17 protein-coding genes are annotated in these 18,427 nt (G+C 68.0%); 12 read left to right on the forward strand and 5 right to left on the reverse strand.

Annotated elements, in window-relative coordinates; genetic code table 11:
• Positions 1-59: 59 nt before the first annotated feature.
• Positions 60-1,544: a SulP family inorganic anion transporter gene (locus BLR41_RS11205; RefSeq protein ID WP_218120078.1), complete on the reverse strand. Its 1,485-nt coding sequence runs from the start codon at positions 1,542-1,544 to the stop codon at positions 60-62.
• 420 nt (positions 1,545-1,964) lie between these two features.
• Between BLR41_RS11205 and BLR41_RS11210 the strand changes: the two genes are divergently transcribed.
• Positions 1,965-3,569, forward strand: a complete 1,605-nt coding sequence (locus BLR41_RS11210) for a peptide chain release factor 3 (RefSeq protein WP_092627997.1) — start codon at positions 1,965-1,967, stop codon at positions 3,567-3,569.
• Between the two features lie 106 nt (positions 3,570-3,675).
• Positions 3,676-5,061 (forward strand): MFS transporter, encoded by a 1,386-nt coding sequence (locus BLR41_RS11215; RefSeq protein ID WP_092627998.1) that lies wholly within the window; start codon positions 3,676-3,678, stop codon positions 5,059-5,061.
• 11 nt (positions 5,062-5,072) lie between these two features.
• Here the strand turns inward: BLR41_RS11215 and BLR41_RS11220 are convergent, their stop codons facing one another.
• Positions 5,073-5,549 (reverse strand): Lrp/AsnC family transcriptional regulator, encoded by a 477-nt coding sequence (locus tag BLR41_RS11220; protein WP_092628000.1) that lies wholly within the window; start codon positions 5,547-5,549, stop codon positions 5,073-5,075.
• A 105-nt stretch (positions 5,550-5,654) separates the two neighbouring features.
• On the opposite strand from BLR41_RS11220, the gene BLR41_RS11225 reads away from it, so the two are divergent.
• The 4 genes from BLR41_RS11225 (at position 5,655) to BLR41_RS11240 (ending at position 10,060) form a co-directional block, all read left to right on the forward strand.
• Positions 5,655-6,281: a LysE family translocator gene (locus BLR41_RS11225; RefSeq protein WP_143013055.1), complete on the forward strand. Its 627-nt coding sequence runs from the start codon at positions 5,655-5,657 to the stop codon at positions 6,279-6,281.
• Between the two features lie 509 nt (positions 6,282-6,790).
• Entirely contained in the window at positions 6,791-7,999 is a 1,209-nt protein-coding gene (locus BLR41_RS11230) for a CynX/NimT family MFS transporter (RefSeq protein WP_218120079.1), read from the forward strand.
• A gap of 137 nt (positions 8,000-8,136) precedes the next feature.
• Positions 8,137-8,916, forward strand: coding sequence for an IclR family transcriptional regulator (locus BLR41_RS11235; protein WP_092628002.1), 780 nt, complete (start codon positions 8,137-8,139; stop codon positions 8,914-8,916).
• Positions 8,917-9,409: 493 nt separating this feature from the next.
• Positions 9,410-10,060, forward strand: a complete 651-nt coding sequence (locus BLR41_RS11240) for a hypothetical protein (RefSeq protein ID WP_092628004.1) — start codon at positions 9,410-9,412, stop codon at positions 10,058-10,060.
• A 306-nt stretch (positions 10,061-10,366) separates the two neighbouring features.
• On the opposite strand, the gene BLR41_RS11245 is transcribed toward BLR41_RS11240, so the two are convergent.
• Positions 10,367-11,077, reverse strand: a complete 711-nt coding sequence (locus BLR41_RS11245) for a hypothetical protein (RefSeq protein ID WP_092628005.1) — start codon at positions 11,075-11,077, stop codon at positions 10,367-10,369.
• The gene (locus BLR41_RS11250; protein ID WP_092628006.1) at positions 11,074-11,373 is read right to left on the reverse strand and encodes an HC3 family zinc finger protein; all 300 of its coding nucleotides are present in this window, start codon (positions 11,371-11,373) and stop codon (positions 11,074-11,076) included. The genes BLR41_RS11245 and BLR41_RS11250 overlap by 4 nt, the downstream gene beginning before the upstream one ends.
• A gap of 141 nt (positions 11,374-11,514) precedes the next feature.
• Between BLR41_RS11250 and BLR41_RS11255 the strand changes: the two genes are divergently transcribed.
• From BLR41_RS11255 to BLR41_RS11280, 6 genes are all read left to right on the forward strand, one after another.
• Positions 11,515-12,372, forward strand: a complete 858-nt coding sequence (locus tag BLR41_RS11255; RefSeq protein ID WP_092628007.1) for a helix-turn-helix domain-containing protein — start codon at positions 11,515-11,517, stop codon at positions 12,370-12,372.
• Positions 12,369-12,569, forward strand: a complete 201-nt coding sequence (locus BLR41_RS11260; protein WP_092628009.1) for a DUF397 domain-containing protein — start codon at positions 12,369-12,371, stop codon at positions 12,567-12,569. Before BLR41_RS11255 ends, BLR41_RS11260 begins: the two co-directional genes overlap by 4 nt.
• 738 nt (positions 12,570-13,307) lie before the next feature.
• Positions 13,308-13,643: a hypothetical protein gene (locus BLR41_RS11265; RefSeq protein ID WP_092628010.1), complete on the forward strand. Its 336-nt coding sequence runs from the start codon at positions 13,308-13,310 to the stop codon at positions 13,641-13,643.
• Between the two features lie 17 nt (positions 13,644-13,660).
• Positions 13,661-14,272 carry a DUF3558 domain-containing protein gene (locus BLR41_RS11270; RefSeq protein ID WP_143013056.1) on the forward strand — a complete coding sequence of 204 codons (612 nt, stop codon included), beginning with the start codon at positions 13,661-13,663 and terminating at the stop codon, positions 14,270-14,272.
• A 13-nt stretch (positions 14,273-14,285) separates the two neighbouring features.
• Complete coding sequence (locus tag BLR41_RS22865) at positions 14,286-15,674, forward strand: hypothetical protein (RefSeq protein ID WP_176797949.1); 1,389 nt, start codon at positions 14,286-14,288, stop codon at positions 15,672-15,674.
• A 250-nt stretch (positions 15,675-15,924) separates the two neighbouring features.
• A complete protein-coding gene (locus tag BLR41_RS11280; RefSeq protein ID WP_092628013.1) occupies positions 15,925-16,734 on the forward strand; it encodes an ESX secretion-associated protein EspG in 810 nt (269 codons plus the stop codon).
• A gap of 302 nt (positions 16,735-17,036) precedes the next feature.
• On the opposite strand, the gene BLR41_RS11285 is transcribed toward BLR41_RS11280, so the two are convergent.
• Entirely contained in the window at positions 17,037-18,371 is a 1,335-nt protein-coding gene (locus tag BLR41_RS11285; RefSeq protein ID WP_092628014.1) for a D-arabinono-1,4-lactone oxidase, read from the reverse strand.
• Positions 18,372-18,427: the final 56 nt, after the last annotated feature.

An 18,427-nucleotide genomic window follows, 5' to 3' on the forward strand; every position in this document is an offset into this window, starting at 1 on the left:
GCGGCTGCGGTACCGCCCGTGCGGTGCTCCGGCAGTGGTGCCCGATCAGTTGTGCCTGATCAGTGATGCCCGCCGAGATTTCCCGCGAGAGCTGTGTGGCGCTGCTCGCTGGTTTCGTTCATGCCGGTGATGGTCACCTCGGTGCCGCGTTGTTCGTACTTGGTGGTGATCGCGTCGAGTGAGGCCACGGTGGAGGCGTCCCAGACGTGGGCCTCCGACAGGTCGATGACCACGTTGGCGGGATCGTTGGCGTAGTCGAACTGGAACACCAGGTCGTTGCTGGAGGCGAAGAAGAGCTGGCCGGTCACGCGGTAGATCTTCGTGCTGCCGTCCGGGTCGAGGACGCTGTCCACGGAGACGAGGTGCGCCACTCGGTGTGCGAAGAGCACCAGCGCCACCACCACGCCGACCACGACCCCGATGGCGAGGTTGTGGGTGAACACGGTGACCGCGACGGTGGCGAGCATGACGGTGGTCTCGCTCTTGGGCATCCTGCGCAGCGTCCTCGGGTGGATGCTGTGCCAGTCGAAGGTGCCCACCGCGACCATGACCATGACCGCGACCAGGGCGGCCATCGGAATCAGCGCGACGACGTCGCCCAGTGCGAGCACGAGCACGAGCAGCAGTGCTCCGGCGAGGAAGGTCGACAGCCGGGTCCGGGCGCCGGACTTCACATTGATCATGGTCTGCCCGATCATCGCGCAGCCACCCATGCCGCCGAAGAAGCCGGTGACGATGTTGGCCACGCCCTGCCCCCACGAGACGCGGGTCTTGTTGGAGTGCGTGTCGGTGAGGCCGTCGACGAGTTTGGCCGTCATCAACGACTCCATGAGCCCGACCAGGGCCAACGCCAGCGCGAAGGGGGCGATGATCCGCAGGGTCTCGAAGGTCATCGGTACGGCGGGAATGCCGAGCACCGGCAGGCTGTCGGGCAGCTGCCCCTGGTCACCGACCGTGGGTACGGGGATTCCCGCGCCCACGGCGATGCCGGTGACCACCACGATCGCCACCAGCGGCGCCGGGATCGCCTTGGTCAGCCGGGGCAGGCCGACCATGATGCCCAGTCCGACCGCGGCCAGCGCGTAGACCTTCCAGGAGACGTCGGTCAGGTAGGGCAGCTGGGCGGTGAAGATGAGAATGGCCAGCGCGTTGACGAAGCCGACCATCACGCTGCGCGGCAGGAAGCGCATCAACCGGGCGACGCCGAGCGCGCCGAGCAGGGCCTGCATCACTCCGCCCAGGACGACGGTGGCCACCAGGTACTCAACGCCGTGCTGCTGGGCGACGGGAGCGACGACCAGCGCGATCGCCCCGGTGGCGCCGGAGATCATCGCGGGGCGCCCACCGGCGAACGCGAGCGTGACGGCCATGGTGAACGAGGCGAACAGTCCCACGCGCGGGTCCACCCCGGCGATGATGGAGAACGAGATCGCCTCGGGGATGAGCGCGAGCGCGACGACGAGTCCGGCCAGTGCCTCGGTGCGCAGCACACGCGGGGACAGCCAGGACGGGCGTGTTCGCAGGACAGCAGGAAGCGACATCATCTTCTTTCGGTGACGACGGAAGTGGAAGAGATTGACCCCAGTGGGGGCCACGCCGATGGGGCCCCGTGATCGAGTCCAACACTACCCTTACGTAAGGGAAGCTTTGGGGAGAATGTGATTCAGCTCGGAGTGTGACCCGGCTTACCGCGCTGTTTCCCGTCGAGGCGGGACCCAGCTCGACGCTGTTCCCGCCGGACGGCGGTTCTCGCGGTTCGGTCCGGCCGGGGCACGGAACCGCTCCGCGCGCGGAAACCTACACTGACGTAAGTGTTGCGTACCGGGGCTCGACCGGCGGCATCTCCGGCACGGCAGCGTTTTCGTGTCGGGACAGTGTGGCTCGACGTGGCGGTCCGGCCGTGTGGTGCCCCGACGAGCGCCGGTGAGACGAACCCCGGCGATCCGGCTACAGCGGGAGACAGATTGAGCACGGCCCCACGGACCCAGCACGCGGACCCCTCGAAGGAGGCGGCACGGCGCCGCACCTTCGCGGTGATCAGCCACCCGGACGCGGGCAAGTCGACCCTGACCGAGGCGCTCGCGCTGCACGCGAAGGTGATCTCGGAGGCCGGTGCGGTGCACGGCAAGGCCGGTCGGCGCGGGGTCGTCTCGGACTGGCTGGAGATGGAACAGGCACGAGGTATCTCGATCACCTCGGCGGCGCTGCAGTTCGAGTACGACGACTGCGTCATCAACCTGCTGGACACGCCGGGCCACGCCGACTTCTCCGAGGACACCTACCGGGTGCTGGCGGCGGTGGACTCGGCGGTGATGCTGCTGGACGCCGCCAAGGGCCTGGAACCGCAGACGCTGAAACTGTTCGACGTCTGCCGCCACCGCGACATCCCGGTGATCACCTTCATCAACAAGTGGGACCGTCCCGGGCGCGAGGCGCTGCAGCTGTGCGACGAGATCAGCGAACGGATCGGGCTGCGGCCGATGCCGCTGACCTGGCCGGTCGGCGAGGCCGGGCACTTCCGGGGCGTGCTCGACCGCGAGTCCGGGGAGTTCGTCGGTTACGAGCGCTCCGACGGCGGCGCCCACCTCGCGCGGGAGAACCGCCTGACCGCCGACGAGGCCGCCTCGGAGGTCGGCGCGGAGTGGGACCGGGCCGTCGAGGAGTCCGAGCTGTTGACGGAATCCGGCGGTGACCTCGACACCGAGGCGTTCCACGCGGCCGTGGCCACCCCGGTGCTGTTCGGTTCGGCGGTGCGCAACTTCGGGGTGGGGCAGCTGCTCGACCTGCTGGTGCGGCTGGCACCCCAACCCGCCGCCCGGCCGGACACGCGAGGAACCCCCCGAGCGCTCGACGCGCCGTTCTCGGCGTTCGTGTTCAAGGTGCAGACCGGCATGGACCCCGCCCACCGGGACCGGGTGGCGTTCGCCCGGGTGTGCTCCGGCGAGTTCGAACGCGGCATGGTCGCCACCCACGCCGCCACCGGCAAGCCCTTCGCCACCAAGTACGCCCAGCACATGTTCGGTCAGCAGCGCGACACCGTCGAGACCGCCTACCCCGGCGACGTGGTCGGCCTGGTCAACGCCACCGCGCTCGGGGTGGGGGACACGTTGTACGAGGGCAAACCCGCCGTCGAGTTCCCCGGCATCCCCAGCTTCGCCCCCGAGCACTTCGCGGTGGCTCGCACGAGTGACCCCGGCCGGGCGAAGCAGTTCCGTCGCGGTGTCGAACAGCTGGCCCAGGAGGGCGTCATCCAGGTGCTGCACTCCGAGGTTCGTGGTGAGGGTGCTCCGGTGCTGGCGGCGGTCGGGCCGATGCAGTTCGACGTCGTCACGCAGCGGATGGAGTCCGAGTTCCGCGCGCCGATCAAGCTGGAGCGACTGCCCTACCAGGTGGTGCGCCTGGTCGGCGACCGGAACCAGAGCGCCGCGCTGCGGACCCACAACAGCGAGGTCCTGGAACGCCGGGACGGTGTCACCCTGGCCGTGTTCACCGACAACATCGCGCTGCGCTCGCTCGTGCGGCTGAACCCCGATCTGGACCTGCGTCACCTGGTCGCCGACGCGGAGTGATCCCCTGATCTTCGACGGACTTCCCGGTTTCCGTCCGATACCGTCGGTTACGACCGAGCCCGTCGCTTCCGCCCGACCACCACGAGTCGACCGAGGAACTCGCTTAGTGTCCACTTCAGACGGCTCCGGAAACAGCGCCGCGACGACGAACACCACGGCAGCGACGAACACCACGGCAGCTTCGGACACCGGGACAGCGGTCGAACCCCGCTTGTCCCGCGTGGTCGTTCCCACCGCGACGGCGCTGGCGCTGACCGCACCGGGACAGACCCCGGCCGTGTCGGTCTTCGTCGATCCGATCATCGAGTCACTGGGGCTGTCCCGCACCGTGGTCTCGACCGCCTACATGGCGGGTTCGATCTCCGGCGCGTTCGTCATGCCGCTGCTGGGGCGCGCCATCGACCGCTTCGGCCCCCGCACGATCATGGCCGCCATCGGGGCCTGCTTCGGGATCATCCTGCTCGCCGCGTCCACAGTGTCCGGAATCATCGGTCTGACCGCGGCCTTCATCGGAATCCGGGTCGGCGGGCAGGGAGCGCTCAACCTGGTGGCCACCACCACCGTGGCCGTCTACGTCCACCGCCGCCGCGGCTTCGCGATGGGCCTCACCTCGGCCATCGGCACGGCGGGCATCTCCCTGGTGCCGGTGCTGCTCGAACGGCTCGTCTCCCAGCTGGGCTGGCGTGAGGTCTGGGCCCTGGAAGGGGTGGTCGTCCTCGCGCTCGTCGTCCCCGCCGCGCTGCTCGTGCTGCCGCGCACCCCACCCCGCCCCGAGGAGCATCAGCGGAAATCCACTTCCGGTGCCGGCGGCGGAACCGGACGCCGCAACGGCCCCGCCGTGGACTGGACGCTGCCCGAGGCGATGCGCACCGGCATGTTCTGGGTCGTCGCGAGCGGTGTCGGGGTGTGCAGCCTCGTGGCCACCGCGCTGACCTTCCACCAGGTCTCGCTGCTCGGTGAGCGGGGGCTGAGCGCCGCGCAGGCCGCGGCCGTGTTCATCCCGCAGACCCTGGCCGGACTCGCCGCCAGCTTCCTGCTCGGCTGGCTCGCCGACCACGTGGCCGACCGCGTGCTCATCATCGCCACCATGACCGTCCTCGCCGTGGCCACGATCGGCGCCGGGTGGGTCCATCCCGGTTGGACCGCCTTCGCCTACGGACTCGGGCTCGGCGTGTGCACCAACGGCATCCGCACCCTGGAAGCGGTGGCCTTTCCCCGCTGCTTCGGGCTGCGCCACATCGGCTCCATCCGCGGGGTGGTCCACTCCGTCACCGTCGGAGCCTCCGCGTTCGGACCGCCGCTGCTGGCGATCGGGCGTTCGATGACCGTGTCCTACCGCCCCGTGCTGCTCGTGCTCTGCCTGCTGCCCATCGCGGTCGTGGTGGCGGCTGGGCTGACCAAGGACCCGCCCCCGGCGCCGCCCAACCGCCCCCTCACCGAGCGGGACGAGGAGCAGCCCGCCACCGGCCCGTCCGAGGACCGGTCCGACTGACGGCACGACGCTCACTCCTCCGGCGGCAGGAGTGGGCCTCCGAGCCACCTCTGGAACACGAGGTTCGTGTGCACCAGGGCTATCTCGTCACGTGCCGTGAGCTCATCGAGCACCAGTCGTTGCAGGGCGTTCGCGTTCTCCGCCGCCACGTGGATGAGGAAGTCGTCGGGGCCCGTCAGGTGGTAGAGCTCGCGGGTCTCGGGCTGGTTGAGGACGTGTTCGACGAAGGGTTCCACCAGCGGACGGCGATGCGGCTGCATCCGAACGTAGAGCAGCGCTTCCAGCGATCGATCGAGCTTGGCCGGATCGACTCGTAGCTGATACCCCACGATGACCCCGGTCTCGCGGAGTCTGTTCACCCGGTCCAGACAAGTGGACGGTGCGATCCCGACCGTCGCGGCCAGCTCCTTGTTGGAAAGCCGGGCATTGTTCTGCAGCGCCGCCAGAATTTTGAGATCCACCGAATCCAATGGGACAGCCCGGGACATCGGTCGAATTCTACACGGATTCGTTGCCCGTTCCCGTGTTCGCGGCGGAGACTTCGGCCCAGTCGCGCCGAGAATCTCGAACCGTTCTCACTCGATTGGACCTTTATGATCGAGCATGTTGTCGTCTTCATCGGCACGACCGTGCTGATGCTGGCCGTCCCCGGTCCGGATTTCGTGCTGGTGACCAGGAATGCCGTCGCCGGTGACCGAAAACGGGGCTACCGGACGATGGCGGGCATCTGCGCGGGACTGGCGTCGCTGACCGTGATCACCGCCAGTGGGCTGGCAGCGGTGATAGCGGCCAGCACCACCATGCTGACGATCCTGCGCACGGCTGGAGGTATCTACCTCCTGGCGCTCGGCGGCTTCGTCCTGCTGTCGCTGTGGCGTCGGCGGCAACGAACTCCCACCACGGTCCCGCCGCCGCGACGGGCGAACTCGCCGTTCCTGCAGGGGTTTCTCAACAACGTGCTCAACCCGAAGGCACTACTGTTCTACCTCACCTTCATGCCGCAGTTCCTGCTCGCGTCGGGGCCGCCCGTGTTCGTGCAGACCCTGTTCATGGGGATGCTGGTGGTCGGCTGCGCCGCGACGTGGTGGACCCTGTACGTCACCGCGCTCGGCTCGATCCACCCCACGCTCGCACGCGGGTCCGTCCGCACCGCCGTCGACGCCGGGGCCGGGACAGCGCTCGGCGCGCTCGGCGCGGTGGCTCTCGTGGGGGGACTGTGAGAATCCCCGCGGGCTGTTCTCGCGCCGAGAGCGACGGAAGAATTTTCGGAACGGTTCCGGACGGTTTCCGGTCCTTCGGATTCCTCGCGGTGAAATCCTGTCGGGTCCCTCGTCGACCACACGATGTTCGGACCGCCGTGCTCGTGAGACCGCGCTGAACCCGTGACGACTTCGGGTGACGGATGCTCCCGCCAAAACGCGTTCGTACGGCGCGAGGCTGCTCTGCTCTCTCCCGAGCAGCGGCCCGGTGCGCCGTACCACGATCCGGAAGGCTCTCCCGCTGGGCCGGGTTCGTGATTTCGTGTGGGAGTGGCAGTTTCGACACCTGTTCGCCGCGAAACGGCGATGATCAGCTCCGAGCCCGCCCGGCGAGGCCCTGCTGGAGCGTTCCGCGTCACGGCGGGACGTCCACGTGGGGCGCCGTCCTCCCCGGCGGCGAGCGAGCCGAGTGCGGCGGCCCCGGTGCGAGATTCGCGCCCCCTGGCGGGAACACGCCGGAGGGGAGGTCGGTGACGGTGCGCAAGCGTTCGGTGTGGCTGCTGGTGGCGATCGCGGCGCTGGCGCTGAACCTCCGCCCGCCGTTCACGGCGGCGGGCGCGCTGCTGCCGGACATCGCGGCGGGTCTGGGGCTTTCCACCGGTGTCGCGGGCCTGCTGCCGACCCTGCCGGTGGTCTGCCTCGGCGTGTTCGCGCTCGCGGCGACCTCCATCCGACACCGGTGGGGCGACGAGGGGGTGGTCGCGGTCTGCCTGCCGCTGCTGGTGCTGGGCAGTCTGCTCCGCGCAGGTCCGGGGGCGGCGACGCTGTTCGCCGGCACGATCGTGGTCGGCGCGGCCGTCGGGATCGCCAACGTCACGCTCCCCGCGCTGATCAAGCGGGAGTACCCGGACAGCGTGACGCTGGTGACCTCGCTCTACACCGTGTTCCTCACGCTCGGCAGCAGCCTCGCCGCCGCGCTGGCGGTGCCGCTGATGCGCGCCGCGGGTGGTTCCTGGCGGGTGCCGCTGATCGGGCTGGCGGGGCTCGCCCTGCTGGCCGGCCTCGTGTGGCTGCCGTTCCTGCGACGCGGCCGCGCGGTCGCCCCCGGTTCCGGTGTTTCGGCCGTGCGACTGCTGCGCAGTCCGCTGGCCTGGCAGGTGACCGCGTTCATGGGGCTGCAGTCGCTGCTGGCCTACGTGGTGTTCGGCTGGCTGCCGACCGTCGCCCAGGACCGTGGGATGGCCGCCACGGCAGCGGGGCTGGTGCTCTCGGTGTCCACGCTGGTGCAGGCGCTCGGCGCGATGGCGCTGCCGCTGCTGGCGGGCAGGCGTGCGGACCAGCGGGTGCTGGGCGTGGCGCTGCTGGCGGTCTCGGCGCTGGGGCTGCTCGGGGTCTTTCTGGCGCCGCTCTCCTGGATGTGGGTGGCCGCCGTGGTGCTCGGCTTCGGGATGGGAGCGCTGTTCGGTCTCGCGCTGAGCGTGATCGGGCTGCGTGCGGCGGACGCCGCCGTGGCTTCCCGGCTGTCCGCGATGGCACAGGCGGTGGGTTACCTGGTCGCGGCGAGCGGACCGCTGCTCGTCGGGCTGCTGCACCAGATCAGCGGCGGCTGGACGTCGTCGATGTGGCTGCTGCTGGCGGTGTGCCTGTTCGGTGCGTTGGCCGCCCTCGGTGCGGGCAGGCCACTGCGCATCGGCGCGGAACCGGAGGTGCGCCGTTCGGGTGAACGCTCGGTGGGCTGATCACCGAATCCGCTGTGTGTGACGTTTCATCTTCCCAGTATCTTTCCGGGTGAGGACCGGTACGTGGCATGTTCTCGCCACACGGCGACCGCGTGCCGCGGCCGGGGCACCCGACGCCGAGGATTCGGGAGAGGTCGATGGCGGGCAACAGCAGGCAGGCAGGTCGTTCGGTGACCGAACGTGCGCTGAGCGTGCTCACCGCTTTCGGTCCGGACGCCGACAGGTTGTCGTTGACCGAGATCTCCCACCGCGCCGAGATCCCGCTGGCCACCGCACACCGCCTGGTGGGAGAGCTGGAGAACTGGGGCGCGTTGCAGCGCGACTCCGACGGCCGCTACGCGATCGGGTTGCGGCTGTGGGAGCTCGGACTGCTCGCTCCGGTGCACACCGGGCTGCGCGGCGTGGCCATGCCCTACATGCAGCAGCTGCACGAGCAGACCGGCGCCAACGTGCAGCTGGCGGTGCGCGACGGGCTGCAGGCCGTCTACGTCGAGAAGCTCACCGGCAGGCGCTCCACCCCGATCATCTCCCGCAGCGGCGGCAGGCTGCCGCTGCACACCACCGGCGTGGGCAAGGTGCTGCTGGCACACGCCTCGCGGGAGGAGGTGCAGGAGTACTGCGCCCACCACCTCTCCCGCCACACCCCTTACACGATCGTCGAGCCGGGCAGGCTGGTGCGCGAGATCGGCGGGATCCAACGGCGCGGTTTCGCCTGGACCACCGAGGAGATGACGCTGGGTTCCTGCTCGGTGGCCGTGCCCGTGCTTTCCGAGGGCGAGGTGGTGGCCGCGCTCGGGCTGGTGGTCGACAGCGCGCGTGCCGAGGTCGGCAAACTGGTCCGCCCCCTCTCCCGGACCGCCGGGTCGATCGGGGAACGACTGGCCGAGACGAACCGGGCGAAGGCCGGCGTGGAGTGATCGAGGTTTTCCGGTGGGGTCGCTGCGGTGCTCGCTCGGCGGGACGTCCCCTCGGCTCTCGCTCCGGGAAGCCCCGACGTCGGGTGGCGAGCTACCCGCCGTCGGGCCTCCCCGGTTCCGCCGCGTGCCGCCGGGACGGTTGAGATCTTTCGAGCGCGGGTGGTTGTGGGAATCCGCCCCGCTGTGGCCGAATTATGTCGACCGTTCACCCGGTTGGTGAAAATCAGCGAGAGGTGTCGGGTGGCGGTTCACCGCTTACTCACCCGAATGGCGGTCAAGCCGGACCGAATTTCCCGAACCATTCAGCTACCGGTCACCGACGTCTGCTGGCCGTCTGTCGCAGCGAACCCGAGGTGAGCGCATAGAACCCCCTCCTGGCTGTTCTAGTCGGGTGCACGTGCAGATGCGCCGAGTACGCGGCGCCGGAGCCGTTCCGACGGTTCCGCCCGCTTCGGCCGTTGGTTTCGCGCAATCACCCTTGGAGGCGGGAAAATTGACCGCGACACCTGAATACGCCGCGAGAGACAACCGCGGGGACAACGGGGTTCGAATCTGTTCGACCGGGCTCACCGACACGCGTGACCTGCCGGGCTCCGTGGAGGAGCTGGCCGATCTCGCCGTCGGAACGCTCGACTGGACCGGCAGCGTGCTGCCCGCGCTGCGGCTACTGGGGCGGCGTGTCGTCCCGGTGGCCGAGCTGGTTCCGGACGCGCACGCCGAGCGGGTCTGTGTCGGAAGTGCGCCGGTGCTGGACCGTACGGAGATCGCCACCTGGGTGTGGCCGGAGATGAGTGACCGGGTACCACCCGCCGCCGCGCGGCTGTCCGGGGTGCTCGCCCCGGCACGGCACTGGCGTACCGCGCTGACCGCCGCGGTGCCCTTCGCGCGCTTCACCAACGCGGCGATCGTGGTCCCGCGCAGCGTCAGCGACCGCGACGGTTTCGTGTCGACCTGCCTGATCAGAGCCAGGCAGTTCGGCGTGGCGGTGCTCAGCGCGGACGAGAACAGCGTCCGCGTGGAGCTGGAGGGCAGGTCGTTCGCGGACAGCGCCCCCGTGGAGCAGACCGCCGTTTCCCGCTGGGTCAACGAAGTGGTCTACGAACAGCTGCTGGCTTCCGAGACTCCCGCGCCTTCGCACAACTGAGATCCGACGAGCGGTTTCGGCGCGTGCGCTGCCGAATGCGCGCTGTCGAAACTCCGACACCGTGGTTGGAAGATCGCCTGCCGGACGTTCGGCGCTCGTAGGCGGTTCGCGGGATCTCGTGGAGGTCCACGCGCGATACGAGCAGCCCCGGGTTCTGCTGCGGAGTCCGGCGCGGGCCCGGTGTCGGTTTCGAGGCGGGGGAAGCGAGGACCGCGGCGAGCGGTTACCGACTGACATATCGGCGAGGGCCGACATCGCGGGTGCGGTGTCGGCCCTTCTCGCGTTCGCGGGCCGTTCTTCGGGGAATCACGCCGCGAGGAGTCGGGGCCGTTCGTCGTGAGTGGGCTGGGCCGTCAGGCCTCGGCGGGATTCTTCCGGGAGTTCGAGCAGCCTGGCGAGGTCTTCTTCGGCGAGGCTGGTGGGGTGGTGTGGTCGTTGTCTGCTCGCGTTCGGGGGTTGGTACTCGGGGTGGTTGAGCAGGGCGCGTCGTTCGGCCGGGGTGGGGTTGGGGTCGGGCCGGTGGCCGAGGGCGTCCCACCAGTCGGAATCGGGTGAGCGGTCGGGGCCGTGGAAGACGATCGTGGCCGTTTCCAGGGGTGAGCCCGGTGGTGGGCACAGCACCGAGCCCGGTGGTGGCGGGGGATTTCGGGTAGTTGCCGAGGTAGGTGCGTCCACAGTGGTGGTTTTACCGGTCCGGTGAGGTGTTCGGTTCTCGGGCGAGGTGTGCTGGGTGAGCAGCTGTACCACGGTCAGCGCGCCCGGCCCGGAGTCGGCGTGTTGGCCGTGCCCGCCGCGTAGTGGGGTCAGGGTGCCCACCAGGGCCAGCGCGAGCGTCACGGCGACCGTGAGCAGCAGTCCCGAGGGGTGGAGGAACAGCCCCGGTGGGTGGATCCGCGGTACCGGTGGTTGCAGCGGCAGGGCCCCTGGCTGGAGGAGCAGTGTCGATGGCTGGAGGAGTAGGGCCGAGTCGGCGAGGGTCGGTATCGATGCGTCCAGCCGAATCGGTGGCGCGGTCACAGCGCGCCTCCGTCCCGGCCGAAGCGTTCGCGGAGCTTGCGGCTGGTCTCCTGCTCGCGTTGTTCCTGCTGGCGGCCGTGTTCGACGGCCGCGCTCATGCAGATGTCACAGGTGGGCACCAGCCAGTCCACCTCGGACGGATCCGTCAGCACGACCTGCTGCCCGCACAGCGTGTCGCGCTGTTGCTCCGGACGCGGCCGGACCTCGCGGGAGAAGGCGTGGCGAAACCCGCCGACGGGGTTCCACCACACCACCGGACCCGGCCAGCCCCAACCCAACAACGGAACCTCAAGCATCGCCAACACTCCCTCTAAGTGAGCCATATTTTGTGAACCTCACATTCAACGTGACGCATAGAAAGTGAACCTCACAAGTAGCTTCACCTGATCGGGTACTGCGTACGCTGCTGTCGCAGCAGGCATCAGCGAGGAGGAGTCATGAGCTTTACCGGCAGTCCACGTGTGCTGAAACGACGAATCGCCTCGGAGCTGACGCGGATGCGTCTCGAACTTGGCTGGTCCCAGGCACACGTGGCACACCTGATGTCTTCCTCGGAGGGGCGTATCGCCAACCTTGAAGGGCAGCGCAACCTTCCCAAGCCCGAGTTCCTGGAAAAGCTGTTGCGCATCTACGGGCACGCCGACGAAACCGAGCACTACCTCTCGCTGCTCGAAGAAGCCAAGGGCAACAAGGCGGCGTGGGAGAACATCGATCTCACTGCTGAGCCGGTCGGCCTCGACGACTACCTCGGACTGGAGCGTGGGGCTTCCAAAATCGAAGGCTACGAGTCTCGTCTTGTCCCCGGCCTGCTGCAGACTCACGACTATGCCCGCGACGTGATCCGTGGGAGGCAGCGTTCGGACAGCAATCTGGACCAGAAGATCGAGCTGCGTACCCGGCGACAGGAGATCCTCACTCGCTCCGAGCAGCCGGTCCGGTCGTGGATGATCGTCGAGGAACAGGTGCTGGATCGCCCGGTGGGGTCTTCGGAGACCATGCGCGCTCAGCTCGAACATCTGATGGAACTGGGTAAGCTCGACAACGTGCAGCTACAGGTGTGCCCGACATCGCTGGGCTCACACCCGGCGTTGACAGCGCCGTTCACCATCTTCCATGTGCCCATTCCGAACGATCCCGGACTGGTCAGTGTGGAGACCCGGATCAAAACGATCTGGTTCGACGATCAGGCCGAGGTCGATCAGCACGTAGAGATCCTGAACCACCTGCGCACGCTCGCACTCTCTCCGGAACAGAGCCACGCACTGCTCGGCACCAAGCGGAAGGAATACCAATGACCAGCTTCCCCAGCAACTTATGGCGAACCTCCAGCCGAACCACCGACGTCGGCCACTGCGTCGAGGTCGCCTTGACCAGCCGGTCCGTCGGTATCCGCGATACCAAGAATCGCGCGGGTGGCACTCTCACTGTCACCCCCGCAACCTGGGCGGGCTTCGTGGACCGTCTCAAGACCGGCAACTACGACCGGGGCTGACTCCGAACGGACGCCGCTCACGCCGTGGCCGGGCCGGGGCGTCGATTTCCCGCGAAACTTACGAAACCCCGGTGCGGACAGCCGAGTGTTGTGCGGTTGTGGGCTTATGCACCGAGATCGAGCCGTTCGAATCGTGGGAAAAGTCGACAGAGCAGCCGAACTTGCACAACTTTGCTGTAACGATTTGTTCGGCTTCCGAAGGTTTCTTCGGAAGATTTAGTGCTCGGTGGTCCGGATGCTCTGCCGTAGTGGCTCCGAGTCGATCATCCGGTGGCAGCGGCGGCGGTTCTGATCGTAGATCTCGCTGCTGGTATTGGGGGGAGATCAGTGAAGCAATACGAAGTGTGTCCGGACATGGACTTCTTCTTTTGTTTGCTTTCGCGAACTGATTGCTGACCAGGAGAATTCGGCCAGAAAAGCATGGGACTCGTTGCTGGCCGTAACCGAGCGGCGATCCGCCGCGAACTCTACAGCGGACTTGGCGGTGAGCCGGTGCTGGGGTGGGAACGTGGTTGCGGGGCCCGCGGGTGGGTGAGTAGTGGCGGTAGCTATTACTCGTAAGAGGGGTCACTGGGGATGGACTGGGCCGTTCGAGTGATCGCAGTGTGTTTTCCGGAACACGTTAGAGTGTCGATCGTCATAGTGATAGTGGGTCTGTTCTGCTGACGTGGTGTGCGCTGGTCCGGCAGGATGTGGCCCGGTCGCGGATCATGGCCCAGGGGACCAGGGGGAGCAGACGTGAGTCAGCAGGACGGCTTCGGCGTCGACCACGAGAAGCTGAATGCAGCAGTCAAGGAGCTGCGGAAAGCGCGGGACGAGGCAAAAAATATCTCTGAGCAGTCGGAGTCGATTGAGCCCGGTGAGTTGACTGCTTACGATGACACTACCGGAAAAGCGCGCGAAGCGTTCAAGAATCGTATGAATGGACCCGAAGGTTCGCTTCGTGCCGCTGCCGAGGATATTCGTAAGAAGTTGGACGAAAAGATAGTCGCTTACGATGCCCTGCTGCGAGAGTACGGCTTGGCCGAAGATAACGCTTCGGTTGCGCAGCGGGATACCGAGAGGCAGAGCTGAGTAGCGTGGATAGCTTCATGGCTAAGGTACGGCGTGGCGCTGTGGTTGCGGGCGTTCTCATGTTGAGTTTTGTGCTCGCCGCATGTTCTGCTGACTCCACGGGGCAGACCGAATCTTCGGTAGAGACGACCACTGAAAATGTGGCTTCCTCGGATTCACAGTCCGGAATCGAGATAGAAAATCCGAAGGATGCCGCCTCTCTCGCTCCATGTGAATTACTGCCCAATGACGTGGCGACCACGCTGGGCATGGAAGCTGACGGAGAAAATAATCCGAACGAGCTCAAGCCTAGCCTTCCTGACATATGTCGATGGGAAAATGTTGAGAACTCTTTTACTACGGTGTCCTTGACCGCTTTTTCCGGGCGACCTATTCAGCAGTATTACGACAACCAGTCGAGTTACGGATATTTTGAGAAGCTGGACATTTCTGGGTATCCTGCCGTTGTGGCAAATACTGAAGATCCAGCTAGTAGTGCCGATTGCGCGATGTACATGGCCGCGAGTGCAAATCAGGTGGTCATGTCGTCCACGGATATTTCTCCCAATGATGTTGGTAAGGTGAATCCGTGTGATTTGTCGCGGAAGGCTTTGAAGCTGTCGTTGCCGTCTTGGCCTGCGGCGAAGTGAGAAGGTGGGGGTAATGTCTTCGAGTCCTACTGTTCCGATAATGTGTTACGCGAGTCAGGCGAAGGACATCCGGGCCAATATGGCCGGAACACCTGAAGCCACTCAACTTCCCTCGGCGAGTAGCCAGGGGTCCAGCTCGCTGGAGATCGCTGCCTCGAAATTCCGGAGCATCGTCGAAACCGTCAACTCGGCGCTGGGCAAGGCCGAAGAGGCCCACGAGGGGCGTGCGGCCGAGATCGCCAAGGCTTCGGTCTCCGCGGTCAAGCCGGTCGTCGACAACGCGGCCGATTTCTGCGAAACCGTCCAGAAATCGTTGGACGATCAGGCGGGCGCGCAGCGCAAGACTTTCCAGGATCTTCCGGCTGAGGGTGGCAAACTCTCGGACGGCCGTCCCGCCCAGATGGAACCGCCTGAGAAGAACTGGGCGGACGACAGCGGGATCAGTGGTGTTCCCGGGTTGGGGTGGACCAGTGATTACGAGGAGAAGCAGGAGCGTTATCGGGCCACCAATGCCGAGGCCAACGGTGTGATGGGTCGGTACAGGGAGCAGACGACGGCGGCGACACAGGGCCTGCCGGAGTTCAAGCCGTCGGAGGACTCCGACACCGACGCGTCGCGGCAGGCCGACTACGGCGGCAGCGCGGGCAGCGTGGTCGCGGGCAGCACCTTCGACAACAGTGTGGGCTCGGGATACTCGGCGCCCGCCGCCTCGTCCTCGGCGTGGGCCGGAGGTTCCGGCGGCTCGGTCGGTGGTGGCTCGTATGCCCCGTCGGGTGGTTCCGGTGTGGGCGGTGGGTCCTACACCTCACAGCCCGCCGGCTCGAGCTCGGCGTGGGTGAACCCCTCGGGTGGTGGCTCCGCGGGCAGCGGCTCGCTTCCGCCGGGCGCGGTGCGCGGATCGGACGGCACGGTCTACCGGCAGGGGCCGGACGGTGCTTGGCAGCGGCAGAATCCGTACAACGGCCGGTGGGCGCCGGCTCCGAACGGCCCGCCCGGAGTGTCCGGCGGTTCGGGTTCCGGTGCTCGTGCCGGCGGCGCGGGTGGCCTCGGTAGTGGTCGTGCCGGCGGTGCGGGCGGTCTCGGTGGTGCCCGTGGTGGTTACGCGGGCGGTGCCGGTGGGTTCGGTGGAACCGCCGCCGGTGAGCCCGCTGCTGGTGGCCGTTCCGGGGCGGGTTCGTTCGGCCCGAAGGGCGGCGGCTCGACCGTCTCGGGTGCCAATGCCGCTGGTGGGGCTCGTGGCGCGCCGATGGGTGGTGCCGGTGCCCGCCAGGGTGATGGTGGCGACGAGGAGGAGCACGACCGTCCGAGTTGGCTGGTCGAGGACGAGGACGTGTTCACCAACGACATGCAGCGGGTGGCCCCGCCGGTACTGGGTGAGACCCCCTACGAACAGGGCCGCTGACCGGCGAAACCCGAAACGAGGCAACAGGCCGTCCCCCACGAGCACGGGACGGCCGTCCAAGTGAGACCGAGGCGAACACTCGCGTAGCGCCCGGCGCGGGCACGCTCCACCGGGCACGCCCCGATGGGCGAGTCCACTGGCACGCCTCACCGGCCGTGCCACCGGACCCCGCCGGTCGCCACGCGAGTTCCCTCCGCCACGCGTTCGCGAACGCACGGTGCGCGGAGCGGCAGAACCAACGGAAACGACGGTGCGGAACCAGATCTCTGTCGGCCCAGCGGCCGCCATCTACCTGTGTGAGCGTTACGACCTCACGATCCACCCGCTGCTGCGGGTGGGCATGCTGTCGGTGCAGCTCGACGAGGACGAACGGGTCCGGATCCCGGAAGAGGGCCGGGCCGAGCTGCAGCGGCAGGGGTTGATCCAGACCGACGAGGTGCACCCCTTCCTCGACGACGCCTGGCACCTGCTCGCCTATCCACCGCTGGCGCTCGGCATGGCGGTGCGCGACGACGAGGAGAGCTTCAACGCGGTGCTGGCAGAGCAGGGCCGCGGCACGCTGCGCGCCTACCAGGCCGACGCCCCCGACTCCGGCTCGGCGGAGAACATCCTGCTCGATCGGCAGGAGTACGGCGGTCTCGGCGGAAACGCCGTCAAACTGCTCGGCGAGCTCAAACCGCTCTCCGGCGGCTCGGCCAGCGTGCCCACCGAGCTGCTCAAGCAGGTGGGCCAACGGATGAAGTCCGATCCCTCCGGCAACGCCATGAGCGCGCTGGCGTCGGTGGGGGTCCGGCAGAACGACGCGCGGGTGCTCGGCAACGTCATGACCACGCCGCGCAGCACCGAGGCGGTCATCACGGCCCGCCGTCACGACCGCAAGGTCAACCGGACGCACAAGCTGCCGAACGGCCTGCAGGTCTTCCGCACCGAGCAGGGCTGCTACATGACCCAGCAGAGCACCGGAAGCGACGGGCGCGAGTGGTTCACCGTCGCGCCCGCCGACCCACGCAAGGTCACCGCCAAGCTGGAGGAGATGCTCGAACACCTTCGTAGCGCCTGAGCCTCGCCCGGTTGCCGGGGTGGTCGCTTGGCGGAACCTCTGGCACGGCTCTCGCTGCGGGTCCGGCGACATCGGGTAGCGACGCACGACGTCTCCGGCGTCCTCGCGAGAGCCGCACCGGAGAACCCGTGGACTGTTGCCCTGCGTGAGTGGTGGGAGTTCGGCACTGCGCCGCGGGGCCGGCGATTTCGCGGGAAATCGCCGGCAGCCGGGACCGCACCGACCCACCTGCCGGCGGTTTCGTGGGAAATCGAGGCCGCTCCGGAGGTGCGGGGCGGGTGGTCAGGGCCGGGGAAGCCCGGTCAGCTGCCGAGGACGCGGGCCAGGTAGGGGTTGCCGAACACACGCTCCGGGTCCAGCCGGTCCCGCACCCGCAGGAAGTCGTCGAACCGGGGGTAGCTGCGGCGCAGCTCCTCGGCGCCGAGCCCGTGCATCTTGCCCCAGTGCGGCCTGCCCCCGACCTCCCGCACGATTCCCTCGAAGGTGTCGAACCACTCGCGGTACGGCATCCCCTTGTACTGGTGGATCGCGACGTAGGCGGTCTCGCGCCCGTGAGCGGTGGACAGCCAGATGTCGTCGGCCTCGGCCACCCGAACCTCGACGGGGAACATCACCGGATGGCGCAGGCGCGCCACGGCACCCCGCAGCCGCTCGATCACCTCCGGCAGCCGCTCGCGCGGGATCGCGTACTCCGACTCCACGAACCGGACGGTCCGGCTGGTCACGAACACCCGGTGCGAGATGTCGCCGTAGGAGCGTCCCGACCAGGTGGCGCCGCAGATCCGGCTCAGCCGCCGCACGAGACGGGGGTTGCGCCTCCCGATCTCGCACGCGAGACCGAACAGCCCGTTCTCCAGCACCCGGTACTCCAGCCAGGAGCGCACCGGGTGCAGTGGTCGGGGCCGCTCGTGGTCGGGCAGTCTGTTGTTTCGTTTTACCAGGGTGTGCGTGCTGTGCGGGAACCAGTAGAACTCGAAGTGGTCGTTCTCGGTGGCGTAGCGCTCGAACTCGGCCAGCACCTCGTCGAGTTGCCGCGGGTGTTCCTCGGCGGCCAGTGCGAACGCGGGAACGCAGCGCAGCGTCACCGTGCTGATCAGACCCAGCGCCCCGAGACCGACCCGGGCCGCGGCGAACGTCTCGGGGTTCTCGGTGGGGGAGCAGCGCAGCGTCGAGCCGTCGGCCAGTATCAGTTCCAGCGCCGCCACCTGGGTGGCCAGCCCGCCCAGCTTCGCCCCGGTGCCGTGGGTGCCGGTGGATATCGCGCCTGCCACGGTCTGCCGGTCGATGTCGCCGAGGTTGGGCAGTGCCAGTCCCAGCCGGTCCAGCAGTTCGTTGAGCAGGTGCAGCGGCGTCCCGCCGCGGACCGTGACCGTCCTTCGATCGGGGGCCACATCGGTGATCCCGGTCCATTCCGACAGGTCGAGTGCCGTGACCTCGGTACGCTCACCGGACGGCAGCGGTGCGGCGATCTCGCTGAACGAGTGGCCGGACCCCAACGGGCGCACCCCGTGGCCCGCGGCACGCGCCTCGGTGACGGTGTTGACGAGGTCGGCCCGGTCGCGCGGGCGTGCGGTTCGGCTCTCGGATGCGACCGCCGTGCTCGCCCAGTTCGACCACGTGGTTCGGGTAATCGTCATGACCGCATCGTCCTTCCGCCGCCGATTGCCGGAAAATTATGTGAATATCTCTCGCG

This window comes from Actinopolyspora mzabensis, assembly GCF_900101095.1.
Lineage (GTDB): Bacteria > Actinomycetota > Actinomycetes > Mycobacteriales > Pseudonocardiaceae > Actinopolyspora > Actinopolyspora mzabensis.